We start from the raw sequence: 22,192 nt of genomic DNA on the forward strand, positions 1-22,192 counted from the left end.
GGATAACCAGAAAAGACCATAGCACGATAGGCTTCGCCAGAGCAGATGATGAACAATACTTGGCGACCAAAGGGAGCGAAGTTTCCATACAAGAGAATCACCAACAAGTTCTCACTTTACAAAAGTACAGAGAAGGATAATCAGAAAGAACCATAGCACGATAGGCTTCGCCAGAGCAGATGATGAACAATACTTGGCGACCAAAGGGAGCGAAGTTTCCATACAAGAGAATCACCAGTAAGTTATGACTTCACGAAAATAAAGAGAAGGATCACTAGAAAAAAATTGATGTTCATTTTTCGAAAGAAGCATTGATCTATCCGCAGTAAACTAAAGATATAAAATGAAGGAGGGGATGATCAATGCTGGAAAATAAAGTAGAACAATTTAGAAAAGCACATAAAAAAGACCAACCACTTGTTTTAATAAATTGCTGGAATGTGGCAAGTGCGACTGAACTAACAAAGAAAACAATCAAGTTGGTTCCAACTAGCAGCTATGCAATGTCTACTCATTATGGTTATCAAGATGGTGAAACAATGCCTTTTACAGAAATACTAGACTATATTAAACAAATGGACCCGATCACTAACTACATCACAGCAGATATCGAATCAGGATATGCCTCAACACTAACAGATCTAGCAGAGAATATAGAAGCGCTTATCAATATTGGTGTGGTTGGCATCAATATCGAGGACAAAAGACCAAATACAGAAGTTTTATATACAATTACCGAACAAAGTGAGCGATTAGATTCAATTAAGCAACAACTCAATACGATAAAAAAAGATCTATTTATTAATGTTCGAACGGATACCTATTTTACTGGAGATATCATTAAAAATAATCAAGATGAACAGGTGCTAAACCAAACGATCCATCGAATCAAAGCCTATGAAAAAACTGGAATTGATGGTATTTTTATACCAGGATTAAAAAATAAAGAACACATCAAAAAAATAGCAAATGAAATCACAGTACCACTCAATATCATGCTGGATATTCATGAGGATTCTATCGAAGAATATTTGAATACAGGAATTTCTAGAATCAGTTTTGGCCCATCGATTTATCTACTTTATAATGAAAATACGAGCAAAAATTTAAACCATTTTTATACTGCACTAATTGCTGATATAACACAATACGAAGAACAAAAAAGCATCGAATTATTCAAAATAAAGTAGAAAGGGGAATGTCCAATGATCAGCGAAAAAGAAAAAAAAGACTATTATCAAGCGTTACTAGCAAAAGATTCAACCTATGACGGAATTTTCTTTGTGGGTATTAGTTCCACAGGTGTTTTTTGCCACGCAACGTGTCCCGCAAGAAAACCGAAGTATGAAAACTGTACATTTTACGAAACAGCAGAAGAGGCTCTTCTATCGGGTTATAGACCGTGCAAACGATGTAAACCGTTATCTTTTCCAAGAGAAATTCCGCCATTCGTTCAGAAAATGGTGGAGCTAGTGGAAGAAAATCCTGAAAAGCGTTGGAAAGACCAAGATTTCGCTGATTTAGGTATTCACTCAATGACTGCGAGAAGACAGTTTAAAAAAGTTTATGGCATGACATTTGTACAATATGCACGTTCAAGAAGAATGGGAATCGCCTTGAAATCAATCAAGAATGGTGAAAAACGAATCGACACGCAGCTAGATGCGGGGTATGATTCTCCCAGTGGCTTTTATGACGCTTTTTCAAAAATCATGGGAAGAAACCCGAAGCAATTACAAGAAATCAAGGTATTATCTGCTGATTGGATCGATACGATTCTCGGACCAATGATGAGCATTGCCGATGATGAATACCTGTACTTACTTGAGTTTGTCGATCGTCGTGGCTTGGAAAGAGAAATCGAACACCTCCGCAATCGGATGAATGCTTCGATCGTTCCAGGAAAAACGAAAATCAATGAACAGATCAAAAATGAATTAGCATTGTATTTTGAGAAGAAGTTGGATGAATTTCAAACACCCTATTTGTGTTTAGGTTCTGATTTTCAGAAAAGTGTTTGGCAAGCATTGACAGAAATTAAACGTGGTGAAACGTCTTCTTATAAAGAGCTAGCAGCGAAAATCGGTAGTCCGAAGGGTATGCGAGCGGTTGGGAATGCTAACGGCGCAAATCAGTTAGCAATCATTATTCCCTGTCATCGGGTGATTCAGACAGACGAGAGTCTAGGTGGCTATGGCGGCGGGGTAGAGCGGAAGAAATGGTTGTTGAAGCATGAGCGGGAGTATCTCATTAGATGAATGACCGTCTAAAAAGCTATATTTGAAACGTTTTTCTAAAATAGGTTGACGTAAAACGAAGATAAAAAACAATAGTAGAAAATAAAAGATTATGAAAGTAACTGATTCTAGGTCAGTTACTTTCATAGTTTATTTTAGATTATCTAACAGACTTCCTTTTCCTATATACCAAATATAAACATGAATCTAATAGGAACATCAATCCAATAATACTCTCACTTACTTGAATTTTTTCACCAGTTTAGCGATAATTTTATTTTAAATTATATTAATTAGATAAAAAAGACATTGCTTCATTCAATAGAACCATACTAGGAAGGCATTGGCTGGGGAGTTACTGACCAATTCGACATCTTCTGAACGGTTCTTGTTAATGGACGTGATTTTCCATCCTTTACTTGTTGTCCATAGTTCTGGTTGAACGATAAAAAAATGAGTAGGAGATTTTAGGATTTCAGTTGTTGCAGCTTTTTTTGTAATGCCTGTTCTGATTGGTGAGTAGTTGTTGGACAATATTTTTTTGTGAAGATGAGGGTTAAGGTTATTGTAAATAATATACCTGCTATTTTTTTGAAATCCTTCATTGTACCCCGTACTCCTTTTTTCTGTTTGAAGAGTCAATAATTCTTTGTGAATTTTTTAAACAACAGATAACGATAAGCTTAAAAATGCTAAGAAGCTTTTTCTATCTTCTTTAGATAATTATGTGTCGTAATAATGACAGATATACAAGAGAGAACTAAAAGAACGCCGATAATATCTAACACGATTGAATAGCTGTGACTTTTGATTTTAATTGAACTTATAAAGATAGTGGAAAGCAGCAAAAAACATGCTTTCCAATAGTTTGGATTTTTCCCTTGAGAATTTAATAAATAGAGACTCACTACACATTGCAATAGAATTAGTAGTAGGTATATTTTCATATCCATAGAGTGGCTATAATAAATAAACGCACTTTGTCCTGTGATGATTGTTCTTACTAAGATATATAATGTGGTGGCAATTTGAAAAAAAATGGTGTATCTGATTGTTTTTTCTAAATGATATCCTTTGATTGGATGTACAGACATGTTTGGCTCCTTGTTTTGCTTTATCAGAAAAATTGATAAAGTGATTTTTATTTGATGATTAGTTAGATTTTTTAACACCAGCTTTATAATGCACGATAATTATTTTTGAATCTATTGTCCTTTTTATAAAAATGTCCTTAAATGAACCTCTTGGCTTTCAAAAAATAAGTAAAAGTCCCATCATGTTCTGAATTATTTTCTCATCTCTAAATAAAACTGCCATAAAAAAACCATCAGAATGGCACCACTGATCGACAATAAGAGGATGTTGTACAATTCAAATGATTTACTTGAAACAAATACTAAAAATAAATAAGTAATGAACAACGCTACCCCAAGAAGAATGGTTAAGACTAGTAGGAGCCTCTTATAACTGGAACTGCTGAACCATTTTAGTTGCCGCTGTGCTTCTTGTCCTAGAAAATCTTCTCTAGCTGCCAATTTTTTGTGTATAGCTAAATTCACAGTATGGATAAAGTAAGGAAGAATTAAGAATAAGCTGATTAATCCGTAATATTTTATACGATTATTGATTAATAATGTAACGATAAACATAAAAAAGGTAGATAAGATTAATAAATGTTTTCTCATGTTAATGCTCCAATTCATTCAATTTTTGCTTATAAGCATCTGTATAAAACCAGAATAGAACGGAGGAAAATATTATTGAAGCTAAAGCGAGAATTATACAAATTAATTGCAAAGCAACGCTATTTTTTATAGCTAAAAAATAATAAGGACTCAGTATCTCTTTTGCTTTTAGATTTTGGATGAAAATGACAAATACTACGAAAATCGTAAAAATAGTAGTGAATAATTTACCAATTTTAAAAGAAAGTATTTCCTTATTAAAAATCTTCTTAATTATATTGAGGTGCTCAGTTTTATCTGCTATTTTTTTTGAAAATATATTAAAATGACCTATCATAATGGTGGACATTATGATATCAAAAAATAAAATAAGTATCATAAAAATAGAAAATAGACCAAAGTAAGGATCGTTATATAGGCAAATACCGGATAAAATAGTGAATAACCACCACTTGTTTTTTAGTTTGTTTATCATGAACTATAGCCTCCCAGCCAAAATTTAAAGTTGAAAAGTGTTACATCTAGATTTTTCGGATAACTAATACTCATTAGTGAGAGAGAGCTTTTTTCTCTAAAATCCCAGTAGTTAAATTTAACTTGAAATTAAACCTACTCCTGCCATATTGCTCTTCGTGATTGGTATTCCCTTCACAAACAAAGGCTATATAGAGAGGAAATTCTTGAAAATATAGTATCTCGTAGTCAACAGGTTTGTCTACAGCATATAAGAATTCACCTTCCAAATCTAAAGCAATGACATTTTTCCTTATCTTATTTAGCATAACTAAAAGTAAATTTTTTAAAGGAAAATACCCAACTTGTATTAGTTCATTAAATGTAAGAAACTTAGAAATTCCTTGGTATAACCAGTTGATTTCTCCAGTTTCAAGATTGTATTTCATTCTACAAGTTCCGTCTACTTCAAAATAATGTACAGAGGTTATTATAAAATTTTTGCCGACTTCAGCATAAATTAATTTGGATTCTTCATTATAAGAGGCAAAGAACACTTTATTTAGTTTGATGTCAATTTTTTCTCCATCCAAAGTCCAAGAGATAAGCTCATTATTGTATACTAAATTTTCCACGATAAATTTCCCCTTTAATAGAAGCTTTATTTTTATAATTTCAATTCGTTCTAGATCATCTATCTTTTGATTAACTTGAAAATTTATTCTTATTATGAAGCATTGTAAAGCTATTATTATCTAATAGTAGAAAATAAAGTATGAAACGGCTAGAATAACATCTTCCAGATTCGCCATACATTATTTAATACTTCATTTTGTTGATCAGTTAGCGTTTTTATGAAAGTTTGAAAACTAGATTCATTGGTATCGCTAATAGTATATATTTGATAAGCAGTTAACATGATTGCTAAAGAAAATAATAGTATGAATTAATTTTTATTGTTAGACATGTGTTTGTCCTTCTGTTATAAATTAATGCTAATTCTTCTTTGTGGGGTTTAATTTATCAAGATTTATTTCTTTCCACTATTTTATATGTTGGTTTGACAAATATTTAGTAATAATATAAATAAAAATAGTATAAAAGGTTTTGTACGTTTCCATTTACTCCTTCTGCTTTTATAACTCCGGAAATCTCCACTTTGTATAAAAAGTCGTTGCTAGACCAGGTAAAAAAAACAATATACCATAGCTTACTAATAGACCTAAAATGAAATTAAAAAGCCCATTCATAGGTACGTGACTGAAAAAGAGCATTGAAGGAAACACTATAGGCGTGAAAAATAGGAAAAGAAGATTTATGAAAGTCTCTCTAGACATTTTTTCATTCTGATTTACAAGATTTTCTTTTCTAGCTTTTCCTTTTTTTATATACGTGAAGATCGTAATGTATCCTGATGTTATCGGAATGATGAAACTAAGAAACCCCATTATTAGGATTAAATTAATTATATTGAGAGGAATAACCTCTAGAGTAAACTGTTTGTAGTGATTGTAGATATTTTGAAGATATAAAATGACTCCCATACAAAAAGCTAAACATGCAAAGAGAAAGAGAACGATAAGAAAAAGGATCGATTGAGCTTTTTCAAAATGTTTTCTTATTTTGTTTATACTAAAGAAGAGGCAAATGACAGAAACTACTATAAAAACAGTAGATATTATTTTAACAATACTAGGCACAAAACCTATGTATTCATTAAAGTAATGAGTTATACCAAAAACAAATAACGGACCCAGTAGTATCCAAAAATTAGTCAGTATTTTTAAGCTATCTGAATCATGTCGGCCAGATTTTATTGATAGTGTATATTCAAATAAATCTTCTTTTTTAAATTGTTTTAAATTAAGATTCATTTTGTTTCTCCATTTGTATGTAGTTTTTGATACTGATTGAGATGATTTACGTTATTCTACAAGAAAAGGGCGCTGACGGTGTTTTAGCTGGACATTGATCGTAATGAGTAAGGCACGCATACTTTAAGCTCCATACAGGTTGATAATGCTCCCTGACAAGTGATGAGAGTGACAGAACAAGTTCGCTATTCTGCTACCTTTATATTAAGTTTAACATAAAGAAAGAATGAAAATTATTTATAATCGAAAATATTGTTGGATATTTATTTATTAGATTCTTCAAGTCCATCTTTATAATCAATTATAATATTATTAACTTCTATTTTACTTAAATCTTCTCCGAAGTAGGAGTCCTTTTGGGGAGATAATTTAATGTTTTTAGACCCTAAAAAAATAGGTAAAATAGTCTTAGGAGAAATAATCTCATCATTTATTTTCTTGTAATTATAAGGATAATCTCCCTCATCCTCTCCATCAATTGTAGTTAAGTCTAAATGGTATTCGAAAGAAATATTTTCGATTTCCCTATCAGTATTATTCACCAAATACATTAATGTAATGAACATTTCATTTTGTTTATCATAAGTTCCACCATACATGATTGTGGAGATTGGTAAATCTTGGACCTCTATTTCTTTTTGATTAAATAGAAATTCTTCCATTTTTTTTGAATCTTTAACAAGTGCATCATCATATATTCTAGGAATAAAAAATTTATATTCTTTTAAATTAATTGTTTTACGCTCGGTATCCATAGAGCTCTCTTTAGCTTGATATTTTTCTAAAAGACTATCCCTTGTAGAGTCATTATTACTCTTAGTGTCTTGACAAGCAGTCAAGAGGACTAATCCACCTACTAAAAGAACTATTTTTTTCATTATTCCCCTCCATAGTTTCATTAGAATCAAAATACTTCGAACACGAACTCTATTTAATTTTAACATAAAGAGTGAACGTATATTTTCGTTTGAAAGAAAAAGTCAAAAGTTGCTCTAAAAAAATAGTTTCTAATTCTAAGAGGTAATAAGTAATTAATTTTTTTCAAAGCAACACCTCAATTAAAATTTTCATTTTACGAATAGTCTGTGAATTGGGTGTGGTATATTAATGATATATCTGACATAATTTGGTTGAAGTGAAAAACTGTGTAACTATCAGAAATGTAATAGTTACACAGTTTGTTATTCTATATGTCTAAGTTTGTTACTTTAGTTACCTTATTATTTTTTAGTTCTATAGATAGAGATTCATATCCTTTTTCTAATGTATCTCTCCATATCAATACAATTAGCCCATTTCCATCCTTTTTCATGCTGTCAGGCTCTCCAAGCTCGTTTATTACCTTATCAAATGAATCTTCTTCTGCTATTTTTTTAATCTTCTTATCATCAGGCATCGTTAAATCAGCACTGTTCATTTTGATAAACGATAATTCATTTTCTTCTGGAGAGTATATTAAATTCTGAATATAGTCTTTTGAAACAACTAAAATTTTAGAAACATTGTTATCCTCAGTTTCTTGGAAAGTATAATCATTTTTTTCAGCAAATCTTTTCAATGTTTCAGTATTGGATTTTTCACTTTTGGTGGAAACATCCATTGTCTTAAAAATGTCTGGGAAAGAGTTATATGTTTTCTTGTTGGAAGATACGAATAGCCATCCTCCGATAATAGCAACAAGGACAACGCTAATTAAAGTAACAATAAAGATTTTCTTATTTTTCAAAATTTTCTCCTTTTTTGCTATTGCCTATTTTATAAGTTACATAGTTCTATTCTTCCTGCTGTTGCTTCTTTTTTTCTTCGTATTCTATCCGAATAGCTTTCATATAAGCGTAGTGGCGAAACAACAAGATAATACCGCATAAAATGAGTATCAATTCTAAGTTTCCCCAAGTAAAGGAACTGTAGCTAGAAAAAATATTAGTAAAACCTGAAGCTAAACAGCAAACAAATATCCACCATGCAGTTGAGTTTTTTGGGAAATTTTTTTCTTTATTTACTAGCCAAAACATTACAATAGTTTGAATAACCGCACGAATAAGCATTCCGCTTACGAGTAGCCCATATAAATAGTATTGACTCCCAGCCCAAAATCCAAAAATAACATTAAATATAGTCATTATCACTTGGACAAAAAGAAGAATAGTCGCCATAGTATCTAGTTTATCTCCAGGATGTTTACTTTGCACTATTTTGTAGCTCCTTTACAGTTAATTCATCTGTATCATAGTTTATTTCGTTACAATAGTGAATGACTAATTGGTAGTTATCATAGCGATCATTTCCAAAGTCAATTAAATCTAGCCGCACATCATTCGGAAGAAGTTCTTCATAGCAGTTTTTGTTGGTTCTTAAAGCACCCGTGAAGTATTCCTTTCCAAATAAAGATAATGTAACCCCAAATTCAATTTCCTTGATTGTTTTTTCAGATTGTTTAAGTAGAGCATACTCTAATATCATATTTTCATTTTTAATAGTCATATTTCCAGTGATGATTACTAGTTCATTGGTAGGAAATTTGTCCTTATTTTGTTCTAGAAATTCTTTCCAAGCTATAATGTAATTTTTATCAATGGTCACTGTATCATATTCAGGTGTTTCTTGTAGGTATTTTGCCCATTTAATGTTCATTGGTGTTATCCACCTTCTCTCCATTTATTTCTAAATCTGTTATTTTAAAAGTGATATCTGGACCTTTATTTTCCATTAATAGATCTGCGGATTTTAAAGGAGCATCTCCAGAGAGCGCTAGTGTCAAAAAGTTTTTTGGCGCTAACTCAGCAAAATCATCTCCCTCTAAAGTAAGTTTTGTAGGCGATACCTCACCTATATTCTTAAACTTAGTAGTGACAGTTAGACTTATTTTCTTTATAGTTATATCCGAAGTGTTTATCATAAAAGTTCCCAATGTATAAAGTTCTTCTTCTGGAGAATAATGTAATCCGTATAATATAATATTTATTTTTTTAGATAAATCTATATCATTTTGTTTTTTTAGAAAATCAGATTCAAAAAAATTATTAGTTATAAATATCTGTTTCTCGTCTTTTTTTTGATTTTCTGTTAATAGGAGTTTGTACTCTCCAATTTGATAGCCATTATTTAGATAATCTTCTTGTTCCTTAGTAATCATTTCGTTGCTAGTACTAGCTGAAACATCGGTATCAGTGGTATTTTTACAACCGATAAAAAATATAGTAGTAAAAACTAATATAAGTACATAGCCTATTTTTTGTTTTAAATGCATGACACCATTCTTCCTTTCAAATTAAAGATCAGTATCTAAATCTATTAGGTCAACTTTTTTTCCAGATAGACCAATACCAATTAGCCCTGGGGTACCTATTTCTATTCCATCTGATGCTAAATTAGCTTTAATTTTGGCTGAAGATACCATCACCTGATAGTAAAGTGACTATTAGGTGATGGAGATACTATTGGGGTCAACTAAACTTTATATTCTATTTGTAAACCTTTTGATTTTAAATCTTTTATAAACAGAGAGTAGTTTGTCGTATAGCAATCAATAGTAATAATTTTTTTCCCACTTGAAAATAGTCTTAAATTTTTATGTGTATCTATTTCCACTTTTTCAATTTGACTAAAAGTAAGAGTCTTCCTTTTTTTTAATATAAATTGAATTGTTATCTCTTCCTCTGTCACATAGATTTTCCATCTGTTTGCACCGATTAACATTAGAAAACCACCAACAAGGAAAAATGTAGCAATACAAAAATGCCCAATAGTAACATTCCCTTGTTTAAAGAAAATCGAAGATCCGAAGAATAGTAATAATAACATTCCTGCTAAAATCCAGAGTTTACAGGCATTTTTAAAAAGGTTGAAATCCTCAATTCGTAGTTATTCATACATTCCCCTTTCCAAACAAAACGTAGTTTAAAATTGTTGAGACTGATTATTCTGATAGATGAGTAAGTAGAGTTCCTCTTTTTAAATTCGGCAGATAAATAACCTTTAGAGTGTCTCCTTTTTCAATAGGTTCTGAGGTATAGAATCTTAAACGAACTGTTTCTCCATTTTCCCCCGCAATTGTGACCACAGTTGGCTCTCTTCTGTTTCCGATACCTGCACGAGTTATTGCTGTCCCTTCAATTAATTGATAGTCTTCAGTAAGCACAGCAGGTAAATCTTTTAGTCCAGGCAAAATATAAGACCAAAATAGTATAACAGTAAAAATATTCCCAGTAATCTTAATAAAGATATCAACTTTTCCTTGATGTTTTTTTGTATATTCAAAATCTTCTTTTTTTACTTTAGTTAAATCAATAAAGCTTTCTCTAAAAATAGTTTTTTTTACGACCACAAATCCTGCAATAGAAAAAATGATAACTAAAGTGTAGATTAAAAATAAATAGGATTTAGACAAAACATTCCTCTCCTTATATAGTTATTTAATCCAAACAATTAAAAAGTGATCTGCATCTTTTGAGATAAACTTTCCTAATCTATGGTCATAGTACCTAGCCATTGCATAATTCAACTCACTAATTTCACCAGGTTGTAACCAGTAAAACCAAAGAGGTGGTTTGTCGGTGTGCCGAATAACGCTTGCCCAAACTCATCAAATCCATAGTTTTCAAGAGACTGTCCAGTGATCGTTAGTTGTCTTAACGGACTGCCTAAATCATCTAACAAGAAGTACTCTTCTTCATTCTTTGCCAATAAGTCATTATCCCATAACTACTGTTCTTTGTCTTCATTCACTTTTCGTTCTAAAAGATTGTTATACAGTTTCGTTAAAGCTAAAATATACTTAATTTGTTTCAGTGGTTCATTCTATTCGGTGTGATTCTCATCAAATCAACTTTATCCGCCACTTTCAACGCTAATTTAAATTTCGAGTTACTCCAGATTTGATCGTTTACCACACCACTTGGTTTTTGTGTCGCAAGGATCAAGTGAATCCCTAAGGAACGCCCAATACGAGCAGTGGAAACAAGTTCTTTCATAAACTCAGGCTGTTCTGATTTCAATTCCGCAAACTCATCTGAAATCAAGAAGAGGTGAGGCATCGGCTCTTCAACATCGCCACTTTTATATAATTTTTGATACTGATTGATATGATTCACGTTATTCTCCGAGAACAGGCGCTGACGGCGTTTTAGCTCGGCATTGATCGAGATCAATGCACGCATACTTTGAGCGCCATCTAGGTTGGTAATACTCCCTAATAAGTGGGGTAGATTACGGAACAAGTTCGCCATACCCCCACCTTTGTAGTCAATCAGTAGGAAAGCCACATCATAAGGATGGAAATTCACGGCTAAACTCAAAATATAACTCTGTACGATTTCCGATTTACCCGAACCAGTCGTACCAGCGACTAAACCATGAGGTCCGTGAGCTTTTTCATGTAAGTTCAAATAGACAATATCGTCTTTTCCACGTAAACCAAGCGGTACAGCTAAGGTTTTATTAGCTGTATTCTGTCTAATACTAACAAAATAGGGAATAATATTAGGCAGATAAAAGAAAAAAGTAAAAAACTACTGAAATAGTAATTTTTTACTTTAAATGTGATTCAATATTTAACTTTTTCTTTCTGTCTCAACTCTGTAATTTGTTTCTCCATTTCCTGTAATGCTTGTGAAAATTCGTTATGAAATGCACAGAAAATTTGAGAACATGCATAGTAATTACTTGCAATTTTTTTCTTGTTTACTGGTCTTTGTTTATCGCTAAAAAAATCATTTAGTAGATTCAGTGCATTTTGCCAAGAATTGAGTTGTTCTAAAAGATCATGTAATGAGTAGATATCTTGATGGCTGATACTTTTAATTGGTTGATTTCTGTCGTTTTTAATAGTTAATGGTTGTATTTTATTCATTGTGATTCTCCTTCAAATTTTTTTGGAGAATTTCTTAAATGTATGATATACTCAACTTGTCTATGGTGGAGTTTTAGTTTAAGAAATTCATTTCTTAATCGTTAAAGCTCTGCTTCTTTTTATTTATAAACAATCCTCCTTTTTATTCGATAAAAAGAATTTAATATTCGCTTTAATGAATATATAATACCGTAAATAGAATATTTAGTCAACGGTTTTATTTCGCTTTAAGAATTATTTGTTCAATTAAACGAATTTATTATGTTGACTGTAGAATATCTACATTTTATACTGAGTATATAGTTAGTAGAAAACGGGAGGATAAGGTAAATGCCGATAATTTATAATCGTTTATGGAAGTTATTGATAGATAAAGAAATGACAAAAACGCAACTACGTAAAGAAATAGGGATAGGAACGGCTACATTAGCGAAGCTTTCTGCAAATGAAAAGGTATCAATGGATGTTATTGAGAGGATATGTGTGGCTCTTGATTGTCAGCCAGGGGATATTATGGAGTATGTTTCTGAGAAAAAATAATAAGCAGTGCCCACCACTTTATGCACTTGTGAGGGCACTGTTTATTATAGTAAAAAAGTAGAGCTTAAAAATTTAAAGTTCTTTTTCTTTAAATTTTGATCCATACCATATTTTATAGTCTACATCGAATTTTTTTCTAAATTCTTCTGAAAAATAGTTTAGGTAGAATAGCTTTACATAAGATTTATAGATACTTGTCCAAAAAAATCCAGATGCAATAATGATCATTGGGAAAAACCACATCAAAATCAAATAAAAATTTTGTTTCAAAGCACTATCATTGCTAAAAAATACACTGTAGATCATAGTTATAGAAAAAAGAATTCCAATCCCATCTCTGATTATTTTCCAATTTTTTGATAAGAAATCTTCTTCTTTTTTGTTACTAGATAAAAATTCATGAACATTCTTTTTTGTTCTAAATATTATTAACAATATTCCCACAATAAACATAATTGAGTAAAAATAACGTAAAATTCTGACACTAATAAAAAGTTGGCTTAGAATAAATGATAAGATATAAGCAGATAAACACATTATCATCAACCATTTAGCACTGAATAGGGATAATTTTAAATTATTTTTTTTTCTATAAAATATACCACTAAAGGCTAATGTTAAAAATAATATACTAGAGTATACAAAAATTATTGATATAGGCGCAACAAGGTGTTGATATTCATTTGTAGAATCCAAAGCAATTGTAGCAGAATCAAAGTGTGTAATAGCGTATTGAGAAATAAAACCTATTAATAAAAGTATTGTGGAGAAAAAAACTCCTACAAGTACTCTTTTAAAAAGACTAAATTTTTCACTCATCTCACAACATTCTAGGGCAAATTCTTTAGTGACTATTTCTTCTACGTCATTAAATCTAAATATATTTTTCTTCAATACTTATATTCTCCATTATCCATATTTACCAAGCAAATGATTTACATAAACCGTTCCAAGCATTCGATACATTATTTTTCATATTCTTGACACTATTACCTATAGATTTACCGGTATCACCAACCCATTTACTTGCTTTGTCGGTAAGTTTTTGTGCACCATCTGCTAGTTTATCGATTCCACCATTAACACCTTTTTTTAAATCATCATACATATTTGGCCAAATTAGCTGAGCGCCTTGGTTTAATCCCCCTGCGATTAAACCTACTAAAGCTCCAGCTCCCGAACCGATTCCGGGAATTGGAATCATGGTTCCTAGTTTAGCCCCTAAAGCAGCTCCTTCAATCATTCCTACGTCAGAAGCCATATCTATAGCAGTTCCGGCTGCAGTTTTTAAACTTCCGCGCACAACTTTTCCGTCTCTAAAATCTTTTTTATTTGCATTAAAGTTGTTAACACCTTTAATACCAGCATCAACTAATAAAACTCCAAGGCTTGCTTTACCAAGAGCCCCTTTCACTTTACCAAACCATTTGGCATCTTTCATTCTATTAACAAATGCTTTTACAACATTTCCATTTCCTAAATCAGCCAACATCCCTAAGTCTTTCATCACATTCTTAATGGCATCAGCAAATACTTTTGTTTCAGAAATAGCTTCTGCCAAATATTTATTATTCTTAAGCCCCTGTAAAAAATTATCTGATGCAGATAAAACTTTTACTAGTTTTTCGTTTCCCTTAAGAATAGCAATAACTTCGGCTAATTTCTTAGGATCTTTTGTCCCATAAAGCATTTTGACTAAATCATTGATGTCTTTTACATTGACACCTATTTTAGAAAGGCGTTTTAGTGTGTCACTATCTAAAAAGTCCTTTGCCACAGCCAAAGTCATCTTATTGTTAAATTTGGCTGTAGCTGCTTGAAGTTCTGAACTAATGTCTATATTTCAAATGAAGGAAAAACTGTGTAAGTCTTTAAAACATGATACTTACACAGTTTTTATTTATCCTATACATGAAAAGCAGCTACTGTTTTGCTTCCCTAGATACAGCACTTTTATAATTATAATACCTAACCATAAATACAACAGCGCAAATAACTAATATAATCTCGAAAAGACCATAGTTAAAGAAAATCATGTGGGGACTTACAACAGAACCTAAACTTGCAAAACCAGCAGCTAAACAGCCGATAAATACTAACCATGCAGTTATAGCAGATAGGCTATTCTTCATTTTGTTAATTAGATAAATTGTTATGATACCTTGGAGGAGTGATCTGAAGATTACCCCTCCAAACGGTGTACTGCTTGTAACAGTTGTCGTCATAATGAATAATGCCCAAGCAACTGTTTTAAGCATAGTAATTATTTGCATTACTAGTAAAATGTTTAACATGTTATCTAGTTTATTTAGTGAATTACTTACTTTCATGCGGTTGTCTCCGTAGTTTCATTTTCAATATATTCAATTTCTCTACAAAAATGAATAACTAAATCATAATCTTTAGGCGTTATCTCTTGATCTTCATAGCGATCATTACCAAAATCAATTAAATCAAGTCGAGCATTTTTAGGTGATAACTCCTGATAACAACCTTTATTTGTTCTCAGGAGTCCTTGGAAATAAGGTTTTCCTAAAACAGAAAGTGTTACGCCTATTTCAACTTCTGTGATTGGATTTTCTGTTTGGTTAACTAAGAGATATTCTAAAATCATATTACCTTCTTGAATTGTCATGTTTCCTGCTACAATGACTAGTTCATTAGAAGGAAGAGAAGATTTTTGTTGGTCTAAAAAGGTTTGCCAAGCATTGATATAGTCTTGGTTTTCAATCATAGGTTTATATTCGGGTATTTCTTGTAGGTACTTTGACCATTCAATTTTCATTACTATTGTCCACCTGCTCTCCGTTAATTTCTAGGTCAGTGATGTCAAAACTTAAATCAGCTACTTTGTTTTCTTTTAGTTTAGATTGATATTCACTAGGTGCAGACATATTTAATGAAAATACTACAATCCCTTTAGGTGGTAATTCTGCTAATTCAGTTTTGTTAAACTCAACTTCTGTTTTTGCTTCAACCTCAACATTTTTAAAACGTGGATAACCTTTAAATGAGATTTCATTAATTACTGTGTTACTATTATTAACCATAAAATAATTAGTAGTAACGGTCTCTTCATTAACATTAATTCGAAAGCGGAAAGGTATTAAATTTACTTTTTGCTTGTTATCTATCTTATATTGATAGGTTTCAAAATTATTTTTAATAGTTGTATCAAAATCAGTTAAGAGGGTTTCTAAAAACTCTGACTGCTTCTTTTGACCGTTCATTACATAGTATTTGTAGTCACCTAAATCGTACCCATTATATTTTTGAATTGTTGAGGAGTAATCAACACGTGATTCTGTAGTGGCAGAACTTTGTTGTTTCTTGTTATCACTTTTAACTTTACCTGTACATCCACCAACTAAGAGTAAAAGAAATACACTTGAAAAAATAAGCTTTATTTTATTAGAAACCATATTGCCCTCCCAATGTTTGATTATCATCATTTATTTGTACGTAAGTATTTATAGATCCATATTGATATCTATTAATTCAATTCTACCACCAGATACATTAATACCTATTAAGCCTGGGGTTCCTACTTTGATTCCGTCTGCTGCCAACTTAGCTTTTATCTCCGCAGATAGAAGTGTTACATCAATACCGGCTTTATATTGATACAAATCATCTTCTGAAAATATATACTCAAAATTAAACTCTGCCAGATTTGCACCTAAGGATACTTCAGCTCCACTGTGATCTACTGAAGCTGTACCGGAAACATTTCCGACACTCCATTCTGCATTTCTTGAGTTACCTTTCATTATATTTAAGTCTGCAGAAGTTGTTGCACCAAAACCTGAACTCATGGACCCTTCTGTTCCAGCTTTAACATTCTTGCCTAGTGATGCAGAAGGGTTGAGTAGGTTAGCGTCAGCCGATGTTTCAAAATTAAAGAAGGTGATATTGTTCTCTAAGTCAACATATTTCACTTTATATTTCCCGTTTTCGATAACTAGTAGTGCTTTTTTATTATCCACATCTTTACCAGAAAGTTCTTTTGCCTGATGCATATAATATTTTAATACTTCTGCAATGTCTTCATCACTTAAATTGCGGTAATGTTTACGTATTTCTTTTAACATTTCTTCTTCAGTTAGCAAAACTCCTTTATGTGCAAAACCATTTAATGTTTGTTCTAATCGTTTTCCTCTACCTTCAGAGACACCAGGTATTTTATCAATATTATTCATTTTACCAATAGCTTTTAGTCCAGAAGCTAAACCAGAAGCATTTAAAGAAGAGGCGCTTGCGATATTTCCTTTGTATTGGTTAATAATTGATTTCAATTGTTTTACTTCAGCAGAACGCTCAGTCATTTTGGCTTTAATCATTGCATCATTATTTTGTGCATCACTCTTAGCTTTATCTAACTTAGTTTTTATTGTTTTAGCTAAATCTTCTAAATCAGATTCAAGAGTATCTAAAGTATATATTTCAGTTATGTTATTTCTAGGCGTAATGGAACATTCTTCGAACAGAGCTTCAACTTTGTCTGCTGTTTTTTTAGCAGAAGTATAACTATCAACAATATCAGTTATAGCAGTGATTGTATCTTTATTATACGTGTCAATTACTGAACCCGAAAGTTTTTTTTCAGTCATTATTTACCTCCAACTTGATATATCAGAATCAGAGTTCACAATTTTACTAATATACGCATCTAATTGTGAAAAAGTATCTGCATCATTTATAATTTTTTTTGATAAAGTTTCGAAAAAGCTTTCGACTTCTTTCATATAAGCTAAAAAGTTTTCTACATATTCCCTGTAGCTATCATCAGAGTCTGAGGCCCAGTCTTCATCTGTCAAGGTTTCTTTTTGATTCTTAATAGAAGTTATTCCTTCTTTTATTTGAGTTAAACCTAACATTATATTGACACAAATTTCAGTTTCCACTTTATTTTTATCAATGAGAATTCTTGCCCCTGCAGCATAAGATTCTCTTGTTTCAGCTACTTTTGGGGCGTAGCCACCTGCATAAGACGGAGTTGGCTGAGTTGTTGAATAGGTTGGAATATAGACTTTGCTAGCAGCATCTGCGTTAGTTGGGACTTTATTTCCGTATGAATTTGGCATAAGGATTCTCCTTTACTATAGTTCTTGAAATACTTGAAATGTAGCGTTCAAACTACTGAGGACTAAATCGTTATAGCGGTCAGTTGGTGCAATAACATCCGATTTAATAACATCCATTAATTCAGTTAAGCTGTTTGCAGCCATACCTTCATATCCTTTACTCTCAATATCTGTTAAAGCCTTTTCGATATTAATTAGTCCATTGTGAATATTGAGAAATCCATTTTTTAAACCATCTTTTTGTTGGGTGAGTTTTTCTGTTTTTACCTTCAATGTATAATTCGACATTGGATGTCCTCCTTCGGTTAATTGATTAAAGCTAATGTTGCATTCATTAGACTTATTTCTGCACTTATAAGTGTCATCGTAGAGCTTAATTGCGACTGTAACTCGTCTATTCTATCATTTAATTTGGTTTGTCCATCTTTCATTCGTAATTCGCAGTCTTCAATTATACGATTCGCTCTCCAACCTTGTTCTAAAATTAGATGCATATTTTCGTTGACATCCGTCATATAATTACCTTTTAATGAATTTTTTTTTCTTAAATTTTTATCAGCTAAATCAATAGTTTTAGAATATTTTTCATATAAGGTATTAAACGAATTGATATGTTGGTCTACAAATATTTTTTTCAGTTTTAAATGTTCGATTTCCGTTACTAAATCGTCTCTTTGTCCACGCATGTTTGCAATAACAGGTTCATAACGATCTCTCACTTTTTGTCTTTCTAATGATACATTTTTTTTCGTCATTTTGTCCTCCTTTTAAAATATTGTTGGTAATTTAAGAATAGTTGCGTAGTCATCTTCTACAAAGTAAGCTTCTTGATTAGTCAGCGCAGGTGATTTGTAGTTCAGGTTAGCAGCTGTTAATAGGCTTTGATCTGAATATTTCATAAATAGTAAACCATATTTATTTTGTTTTAATAGCTTAGAAAAATCATCATAGTTCGCACCGTAATCATTTGCTGAACCGAATGTAATGAATTTAATTGAATCATATTCTTCATAAAGCTCAATGTTTATCTTAGCTAAAGTATCTCTTGTTTTAGTACTGAAATCATTAATGTTTGCAATTAAAATATAATGATTCATTTCAACATCGGTTCTATTTTGTTCTTTTAGAGCGACTTGTTCATTTCTAATGCCTGTTAAGAGTTGTTCAATTCCCTCAAGTTCTGAAACATAGCTAACCACTGAGCCGCTTAAATGTTGATACGTTTGTCGACTAGTATCAATTACATGTAAATAATTAACTGGATTGACTTGATTCATACGGTTAATTTGTGTAATAAAGAGTTTCATTAAGCCTTCGGTATCTTGTTGACTAGCTCCTACAACTGTTAGATGTTCTTCTTTAGTTGTCAACCAAGGAACTACTTCAACTGTGTCTAAATCTAATCCTAAAGGTATATATTCGTTTGAAGCAGGATGTTTTCTGTCTAAAATATCTTCAAAATGTTCATATGTTAATTCTTCTGGCACCATAGGAATCGGTTCTGGTCTAGCCCCAGTCCAGTGTTGATCCATCTGGCTAACTTCTTCTTGAATCGCTTCAATGATTTGTAACGTATCTTCACCATCGGCAGGTAATGCTGCTTGGAATAATTCTGGTTCGTCCAACTTGATCAAGCCACGACCAGGTAAGTCATCAATCGTTAATGTTGTACGTCCAACGATGGCTCTTGGCTCACTATCATCAATCATCTTCAAGACAATCTGTGTCTTGATATTACTTGAAAGGATGGCTTTCAATGAGTTTTGTCTACCCGCAGATAGAAGTAAATGAATCCCGATTCCGGCACCTTCACGGGCAACTTGGGTAATCACTTTCTCAAGGATTTCATTGAACTTCGCATCTTTCAATCCTTCAAAACCGTCTAAAAGAATCAAAATAATCGGTTCTTCTTTCCCACTAGCACGCTCATACATTTCCAAACTCGCCACAGAAAACTCACTAAGCAGTTTTTTACGACGTTTCAACTCATCATTGATTCTACGTGCAAATTTCTCGATTTTCTCTTCTTCATCAATACTCATCGTATCGGCTACATGCGGTAATTTTTTAAGAGGTAACAATCCATTCGTCCCAAAGTCCAATAGATACAAATTCAATCTTTCTGGACTATGCACTCGCGCTAAATCCATCACAACCGTCTGCATAAACGTACTCTTCCCATACCCAGGACTACTAAACACGGTCATATGACCTTCTTGCGTCATATTCAAACGCAACGTATTCTGCGCCTGCATACTCGGCACATCCACCACACCCAAAACAGGTTCAAGCGGCTGTTTCTCTGTTAACCATTCTTCTCTAAAGTCCACAGGATGAAGAGTAGAAGAAGCAATTCGTTCTTCCAACGGCGGTAACCAAGGTCTCGGTAGTGGTGTGATATTTTCACGTTCCGCCACTTCATGAATCCCATCAATAATGGCATCCAACTCAGTTGGAATCTGTTTCACATCATCCGCATTTTCGAGTCCACTTAAATCTTCACTCAAAATCTCATACTGACCAAGATCGTTAACCAAGTAAATCGTATGATCTTCAATCTGTTGGTCATCTTTCTCAGGCTGATAATCCGCTCCACTCCAAGCACTTTGGAACAATTCATAAATCTCATTATTCCCCACTTGCAAGTAGGCACGCCCAGCTTGCGTGATTTCTGCCGCATCTGGTGTTTTCAACATTTCCATCGAATCGGCTTTATCCGCCACTTTCAACGCTAATTTAAATTTCGAGTTACTCCAAATTTGATCATTTACTACACCACTTGGTTTTTGTGTCGCAAGGATCAAGTGAATTCCCAATGAACGCCCAATACGAGCCGTGGAAACAAGTTCCTTCATAAATTCAGGCTGTTCTGATTTTAACTCGGCGAACTCATCTGAAATTAAGAAAAGGTGAGGCATCGGCTCTGCAACATCGCCACTTTTATATAATTTTTGATACTGATTGATATGATTCACGTTATTCTCCGAGAAAAGGCGCTGACGGCGTTTTAGCTCGGCATTGATGGAGATTAAGGCACGCATACTTTGAGCGCCATCTAAGTTGGTAATACTCCCTAATAAGTGGGGTAGATTACGGAACAAGTTCGCCATTCCTCCACCTTTGTAGTCGATCAGTAGGAAAGCCACATCATAAGGATGGAAATTCACGGCTAAACTCAAAATATAACTTTGCACGATTTCCGATTTACCAGAACCTGTTGTCCCAGCGACTAAACCATGCGGTCCGTGAGCTTTTTCATGTAAGTTCAAGTAGACAATATCGTCTTTTCCACGTAAACCTAAAGGCACAGCTAAGGTTTTATGTGGCGAATGTTCAGCCCAACGTTGGGTCACGTTAAATTCATCAAATTTCTCGATGCCGTACATTTCTAGGAACGTCACGGCTTCTGGAATACTTGATTTCAAGTTTTGTAAGTGATTCAATGGTGCCAACAAACGTGGCAATTGTTCTTTACTAAAGTCAGCAGGGAAGTGATCTAATTGGAACGGTGTATTCTTCAATTTGCCTTCTTCCAATAAAAGAACCCCAGTATTACGGTCACGGATATCGATAACGGTTTTGATATTATCCGATAAACTACTCATAACATCTTCCACGAAAATCACGCTACAACCAAGTTCACTCGGATCTTCATTGAAGAATTCCATAATGACATGATCCAAAATCAACTTCTCATCGGTGATCATTACCACATAATGAGGGGAGAAAATCGTACTATCTCGACTATTGCGGTTTTCTTCCATAGAATTTTTCCGGTTTTTCAAAATTTGATTCAAACTATTCAAGACTTGGTCACGGCTCCGTTGGTTATAGACAAACCCACGCACATTCACATCCTGTATGGTTGCATGAGGCAACCAACGCATCCATTCCCATTGGTCTTTTTCGGCTTCTGGGAAAATCGAGATAAATTGTAAATCATGGTAACTATGAAACACTGATAATTGATTGACTAATAAATGAAGCTATATATCAGTTTTTTATACTAAGTTTAATCTAAAGAATGAGTAGATATTTAAATTCAAAATAAAAAGTCAAAAATTACTCAAAATAGTAATTTTTGACTTTGGAAGGTAAGGGGTGCTTATATTTTTTATTTTTGTTGTAATTCTTCTATCTGCTTGTTTATCTTTTTTGAAAGTTGATAAAAATCTTTATGGAAATTGTTGAATAACTTAGAACAAACATGGTATTCACTCATGACCTTTTCCTTATCTAGAGGTTGTGGATTTTCATTAAAAAATTGGTGTAGTAGATTTAACACAAGGTTCCATGAATCAAGTTGTTTTAGCGTTTTACTCAAAGATTGGATATCTTGTTGAGTGATATTTTTTGAAGCATGATTATTTTTAGTAGCGATGGTTAATGATTTGATTTTGTTCATTATAATTCTCCCTTCAATTTTTATGAGTGACATGGAGAATTTCTTAAATGTATGATATACTCA

26 protein-coding genes and 2 pseudogenes are annotated in these 22,192 nt (G+C 32.5%); 3 read left to right on the plus strand and 25 right to left on the minus strand.

Translation table 11 applies throughout. The annotated features are described in order from the left end of the window. Positions 1-362 precede the first annotated feature (362 nt). Together IGJ50_RS16355 and IGJ50_RS16360 are read left to right on the plus strand one after the other, a co-directional pair. Entirely contained in the window at positions 363-1,190 is an 828-nt protein-coding gene (locus IGJ50_RS16355) for an isocitrate lyase/PEP mutase family protein (protein ID WP_429951488.1), read from the plus strand. A 15-nt stretch (positions 1,191-1,205) separates the two neighbouring features. Then, positions 1,206-2,258: a bifunctional transcriptional activator/DNA repair enzyme AdaA gene (locus tag IGJ50_RS16360; protein ID WP_429951489.1), complete on the plus strand. Its 1,053-nt coding sequence runs from the start codon at positions 1,206-1,208 to the stop codon at positions 2,256-2,258. 1,265 nt (positions 2,259-3,523) lie between these two features. Here the strand turns inward: IGJ50_RS16360 and IGJ50_RS16365 are convergent. The 14 genes and pseudogenes from IGJ50_RS16365 to IGJ50_RS16430 form a co-directional block, all read right to left on the minus strand. Then, complete coding sequence (locus IGJ50_RS16365) at positions 3,524-3,922, minus strand: hypothetical protein (protein WP_429951491.1); 399 nt, start codon at positions 3,920-3,922, stop codon at positions 3,524-3,526. Between the two features lies 1 nt (position 3,923). Further along, the gene (locus IGJ50_RS16370) at positions 3,924-4,397 is read right to left on the minus strand and encodes a hypothetical protein (protein ID WP_429951492.1); all 474 of its coding nucleotides are present in this window, start codon (positions 4,395-4,397) and stop codon (positions 3,924-3,926) included. Between the two features lie 73 nt (positions 4,398-4,470). Next, positions 4,471-5,010, minus strand: coding sequence for a hypothetical protein (locus IGJ50_RS16375; RefSeq protein ID WP_429951494.1), 540 nt, complete (start codon positions 5,008-5,010; stop codon positions 4,471-4,473). A 501-nt stretch (positions 5,011-5,511) separates the two neighbouring features. After that, positions 5,512-6,249, minus strand: a complete 738-nt coding sequence (locus IGJ50_RS16380) for a hypothetical protein (RefSeq protein ID WP_207121726.1) — start codon at positions 6,247-6,249, stop codon at positions 5,512-5,514. Positions 6,250-6,512: 263 nt separating this feature from the next. Then, positions 6,513-7,127, minus strand: coding sequence for a hypothetical protein (locus IGJ50_RS16385; RefSeq protein WP_429951496.1), 615 nt, complete (start codon positions 7,125-7,127; stop codon positions 6,513-6,515). Between the two features lie 308 nt (positions 7,128-7,435). Continuing rightward, on the minus strand, positions 7,436-7,975 hold the full coding sequence (locus tag IGJ50_RS16390; RefSeq protein ID WP_429951498.1) for a hypothetical protein: 540 nt from the start codon (positions 7,973-7,975) through the stop codon (positions 7,436-7,438). Between the two features lie 46 nt (positions 7,976-8,021). Continuing rightward, the gene (locus tag IGJ50_RS16395; protein WP_429951500.1) at positions 8,022-8,441 is read right to left on the minus strand and encodes a hypothetical protein; all 420 of its coding nucleotides are present in this window, start codon (positions 8,439-8,441) and stop codon (positions 8,022-8,024) included. Then, positions 8,431-8,883, minus strand: coding sequence for a hypothetical protein (locus tag IGJ50_RS16400; RefSeq protein ID WP_207121730.1), 453 nt, complete (start codon positions 8,881-8,883; stop codon positions 8,431-8,433). The genes IGJ50_RS16395 and IGJ50_RS16400 overlap by 11 nt, the downstream gene beginning before the upstream one ends. Further along, positions 8,873-9,499 (minus strand): hypothetical protein, encoded by a 627-nt coding sequence (locus IGJ50_RS16405; protein WP_207121731.1) that lies wholly within the window; start codon positions 9,497-9,499, stop codon positions 8,873-8,875. Before IGJ50_RS16405 ends, IGJ50_RS16400 begins: the two co-directional genes overlap by 11 nt. A 200-nt stretch (positions 9,500-9,699) precedes the next feature. Then, complete coding sequence (locus tag IGJ50_RS16410) at positions 9,700-10,053, minus strand: DUF6560 family protein (RefSeq protein WP_429951502.1); 354 nt, start codon at positions 10,051-10,053, stop codon at positions 9,700-9,702. Positions 10,054-10,168: 115 nt separating this feature from the next. Continuing rightward, positions 10,169-10,639 carry a hypothetical protein gene (locus IGJ50_RS16415; RefSeq protein ID WP_207121733.1) on the minus strand — a complete coding sequence of 157 codons (471 nt, stop codon included), beginning with the start codon at positions 10,637-10,639 and terminating at the stop codon, positions 10,169-10,171. Positions 10,640-10,749: 110 nt separating this feature from the next. After that, positions 10,750-10,935 carry a hypothetical protein gene (locus IGJ50_RS16420; protein ID WP_242551070.1) on the minus strand — a complete coding sequence of 62 codons (186 nt, stop codon included), beginning with the start codon at positions 10,933-10,935 and terminating at the stop codon, positions 10,750-10,752. A 125-nt stretch (positions 10,936-11,060) separates the two neighbouring features. Then, a pseudogene (locus tag IGJ50_RS16425) lies at positions 11,061-11,687 on the minus strand (FtsK/SpoIIIE domain-containing protein); the annotation flags it as partial. Positions 11,688-11,794: 107 nt separating this feature from the next. Further along, the gene (locus tag IGJ50_RS16430) at positions 11,795-12,100 is read right to left on the minus strand and encodes a hypothetical protein (RefSeq protein ID WP_429951504.1); all 306 of its coding nucleotides are present in this window, start codon (positions 12,098-12,100) and stop codon (positions 11,795-11,797) included. 330 nt (positions 12,101-12,430) lie between these two features. Here IGJ50_RS16430 and IGJ50_RS16435 point away from each other — a divergent pair, with 330 nt between their 5' ends. Next, the gene (locus IGJ50_RS16435; RefSeq protein WP_206838414.1) at positions 12,431-12,640 is read left to right on the plus strand and encodes a helix-turn-helix domain-containing protein; all 210 of its coding nucleotides are present in this window, start codon (positions 12,431-12,433) and stop codon (positions 12,638-12,640) included. A gap of 72 nt (positions 12,641-12,712) precedes the next feature. On the opposite strand, the gene IGJ50_RS16440 is transcribed toward IGJ50_RS16435, so the two are convergent. The 11 genes and pseudogenes from IGJ50_RS16440 to IGJ50_RS16490 all read right to left on the minus strand — a co-directional run bounded on the left by IGJ50_RS16440 (position 12,713) and on the right by IGJ50_RS16490 (position 22,129). After that, on the minus strand, positions 12,713-13,534 hold the full coding sequence (locus tag IGJ50_RS16440; protein ID WP_429951506.1) for a hypothetical protein: 822 nt from the start codon (positions 13,532-13,534) through the stop codon (positions 12,713-12,715). A gap of 25 nt (positions 13,535-13,559) precedes the next feature. After that, positions 13,560-14,417: a hypothetical protein gene (locus tag IGJ50_RS16445; RefSeq protein ID WP_429951508.1), complete on the minus strand. Its 858-nt coding sequence runs from the start codon at positions 14,415-14,417 to the stop codon at positions 13,560-13,562. Between the two features lie 145 nt (positions 14,418-14,562). Continuing rightward, complete coding sequence (locus tag IGJ50_RS16450; protein ID WP_206838420.1) at positions 14,563-14,970, minus strand: hypothetical protein; 408 nt, start codon at positions 14,968-14,970, stop codon at positions 14,563-14,565. Then, on the minus strand, positions 14,967-15,425 hold the full coding sequence (locus IGJ50_RS16455) for a hypothetical protein (protein ID WP_206838423.1): 459 nt from the start codon (positions 15,423-15,425) through the stop codon (positions 14,967-14,969). The genes IGJ50_RS16450 and IGJ50_RS16455 overlap by 4 nt, the downstream gene beginning before the upstream one ends. Beyond that, positions 15,415-16,062, minus strand: coding sequence for a hypothetical protein (locus IGJ50_RS16460; RefSeq protein WP_206838426.1), 648 nt, complete (start codon positions 16,060-16,062; stop codon positions 15,415-15,417). The genes IGJ50_RS16455 and IGJ50_RS16460 overlap by 11 nt, the downstream gene beginning before the upstream one ends. Before the next feature lie 48 nt (positions 16,063-16,110). Continuing rightward, on the minus strand, positions 16,111-17,250 hold the full coding sequence (locus tag IGJ50_RS16465; RefSeq protein ID WP_429951510.1) for a hypothetical protein: 1,140 nt from the start codon (positions 17,248-17,250) through the stop codon (positions 16,111-16,113). 3 nt (positions 17,251-17,253) lie between these two features. Then, positions 17,254-17,724, minus strand: a complete 471-nt coding sequence (locus IGJ50_RS16470; protein WP_207121814.1) for a hypothetical protein — start codon at positions 17,722-17,724, stop codon at positions 17,254-17,256. A 15-nt stretch (positions 17,725-17,739) separates the two neighbouring features. Beyond that, the gene (locus IGJ50_RS16475; RefSeq protein ID WP_206838434.1) at positions 17,740-18,012 is read right to left on the minus strand and encodes a hypothetical protein; all 273 of its coding nucleotides are present in this window, start codon (positions 18,010-18,012) and stop codon (positions 17,740-17,742) included. Between the two features lie 17 nt (positions 18,013-18,029). Next, positions 18,030-18,479 (minus strand): hypothetical protein, encoded by a 450-nt coding sequence (locus IGJ50_RS16480; RefSeq protein WP_207121815.1) that lies wholly within the window; start codon positions 18,477-18,479, stop codon positions 18,030-18,032. 12 nt (positions 18,480-18,491) lie between these two features. Continuing rightward, positions 18,492-21,710 (minus strand): annotated as a pseudogene (gene essC, locus IGJ50_RS16485) (type VII secretion protein EssC); the annotation flags it as partial. A 128-nt stretch (positions 21,711-21,838) separates the two neighbouring features. Next, positions 21,839-22,129 carry a hypothetical protein gene (locus IGJ50_RS16490; protein ID WP_429951511.1) on the minus strand — a complete coding sequence of 97 codons (291 nt, stop codon included), beginning with the start codon at positions 22,127-22,129 and terminating at the stop codon, positions 21,839-21,841. Positions 22,130-22,192 lie beyond the last annotated feature (63 nt).

This window comes from Enterococcus sp. AZ101 (genome assembly GCF_050499005.1).
In the GTDB taxonomy this organism is placed as follows: Bacteria; Bacillota; Bacilli; order Lactobacillales; family Enterococcaceae; genus Enterococcus_L; species Enterococcus_L ureilyticus.

Bases quoted from the DNA above. Each gene is read 5' to 3' on its own strand.
- IGJ50_RS16360 (WP_429951489.1), top strand. From the start codon at position 1,206: ATGATCAGCGAAAAAGAAAAAAAAGACTATTATCAAGCGTTACTAGCA.
- IGJ50_RS16405 (WP_207121731.1), bottom strand. From the start codon at position 9,499: ATGCATTTAAAACAAAAAATAGGCTATGTACTTATATTAGTTTTTACT.
- IGJ50_RS16400 (WP_207121730.1), bottom strand. From the start codon at position 8,883: ATGAACATTAAATGGGCAAAATACCTACAAGAAACACCTGAATATGAT.
- IGJ50_RS16455 (WP_206838423.1), bottom strand. From the start codon at position 15,425: ATGAAAATTGAATGGTCAAAGTACCTACAAGAAATACCCGAATATAAA.
- IGJ50_RS16480 (WP_207121815.1), bottom strand. From the start codon at position 18,479: ATGACGAAAAAAAATGTATCATTAGAAAGACAAAAAGTGAGAGATCGT.
- IGJ50_RS16380 (WP_207121726.1), bottom strand. From the start codon at position 6,249: ATGAATCTTAATTTAAAACAATTTAAAAAAGAAGATTTATTTGAATAT.
- IGJ50_RS16490 (WP_429951511.1), bottom strand. From the start codon at position 22,129: ATGAACAAAATCAAATCATTAACCATCGCTACTAAAAATAATCATGCT.
- IGJ50_RS16470 (WP_207121814.1), bottom strand. From the start codon at position 17,724: ATGCCAAATTCATACGGAAATAAAGTCCCAACTAACGCAGATGCTGCT.
- IGJ50_RS16435 (WP_206838414.1), top strand. From the start codon at position 12,431: ATGCCGATAATTTATAATCGTTTATGGAAGTTATTGATAGATAAAGAA.
- IGJ50_RS16370 (WP_429951492.1), bottom strand. From the start codon at position 4,397: ATGATAAACAAACTAAAAAACAAGTGGTGGTTATTCACTATTTTATCC.
- IGJ50_RS16385 (WP_429951496.1), bottom strand. From the start codon at position 7,127: ATGAAAAAAATAGTTCTTTTAGTAGGTGGATTAGTCCTCTTGACTGCT.
- IGJ50_RS16450 (WP_206838420.1), bottom strand. From the start codon at position 14,970: ATGAAAGTAAGTAATTCACTAAATAAACTAGATAACATGTTAAACATT.
- IGJ50_RS16365 (WP_429951491.1), bottom strand. From the start codon at position 3,922: ATGAGAAAACATTTATTAATCTTATCTACCTTTTTTATGTTTATCGTT.
- IGJ50_RS16430 (WP_429951504.1), bottom strand. From the start codon at position 12,100: ATGAATAAAATACAACCATTAACTATTAAAAACGACAGAAATCAACCA.
- IGJ50_RS16355 (WP_429951488.1), top strand. From the start codon at position 363: ATGCTGGAAAATAAAGTAGAACAATTTAGAAAAGCACATAAAAAAGAC.
- IGJ50_RS16410 (WP_429951502.1), bottom strand. From the start codon at position 10,053: ATGTTATTATTACTATTCTTCGGATCTTCGATTTTCTTTAAACAAGGG.
- IGJ50_RS16465 (WP_429951510.1), bottom strand. From the start codon at position 17,250: ATGACTGAAAAAAAACTTTCGGGTTCAGTAATTGACACGTATAATAAA.
- IGJ50_RS16475 (WP_206838434.1), bottom strand. From the start codon at position 18,012: ATGTCGAATTATACATTGAAGGTAAAAACAGAAAAACTCACCCAACAA.
- IGJ50_RS16460 (WP_206838426.1), bottom strand. From the start codon at position 16,062: ATGGTTTCTAATAAAATAAAGCTTATTTTTTCAAGTGTATTTCTTTTA.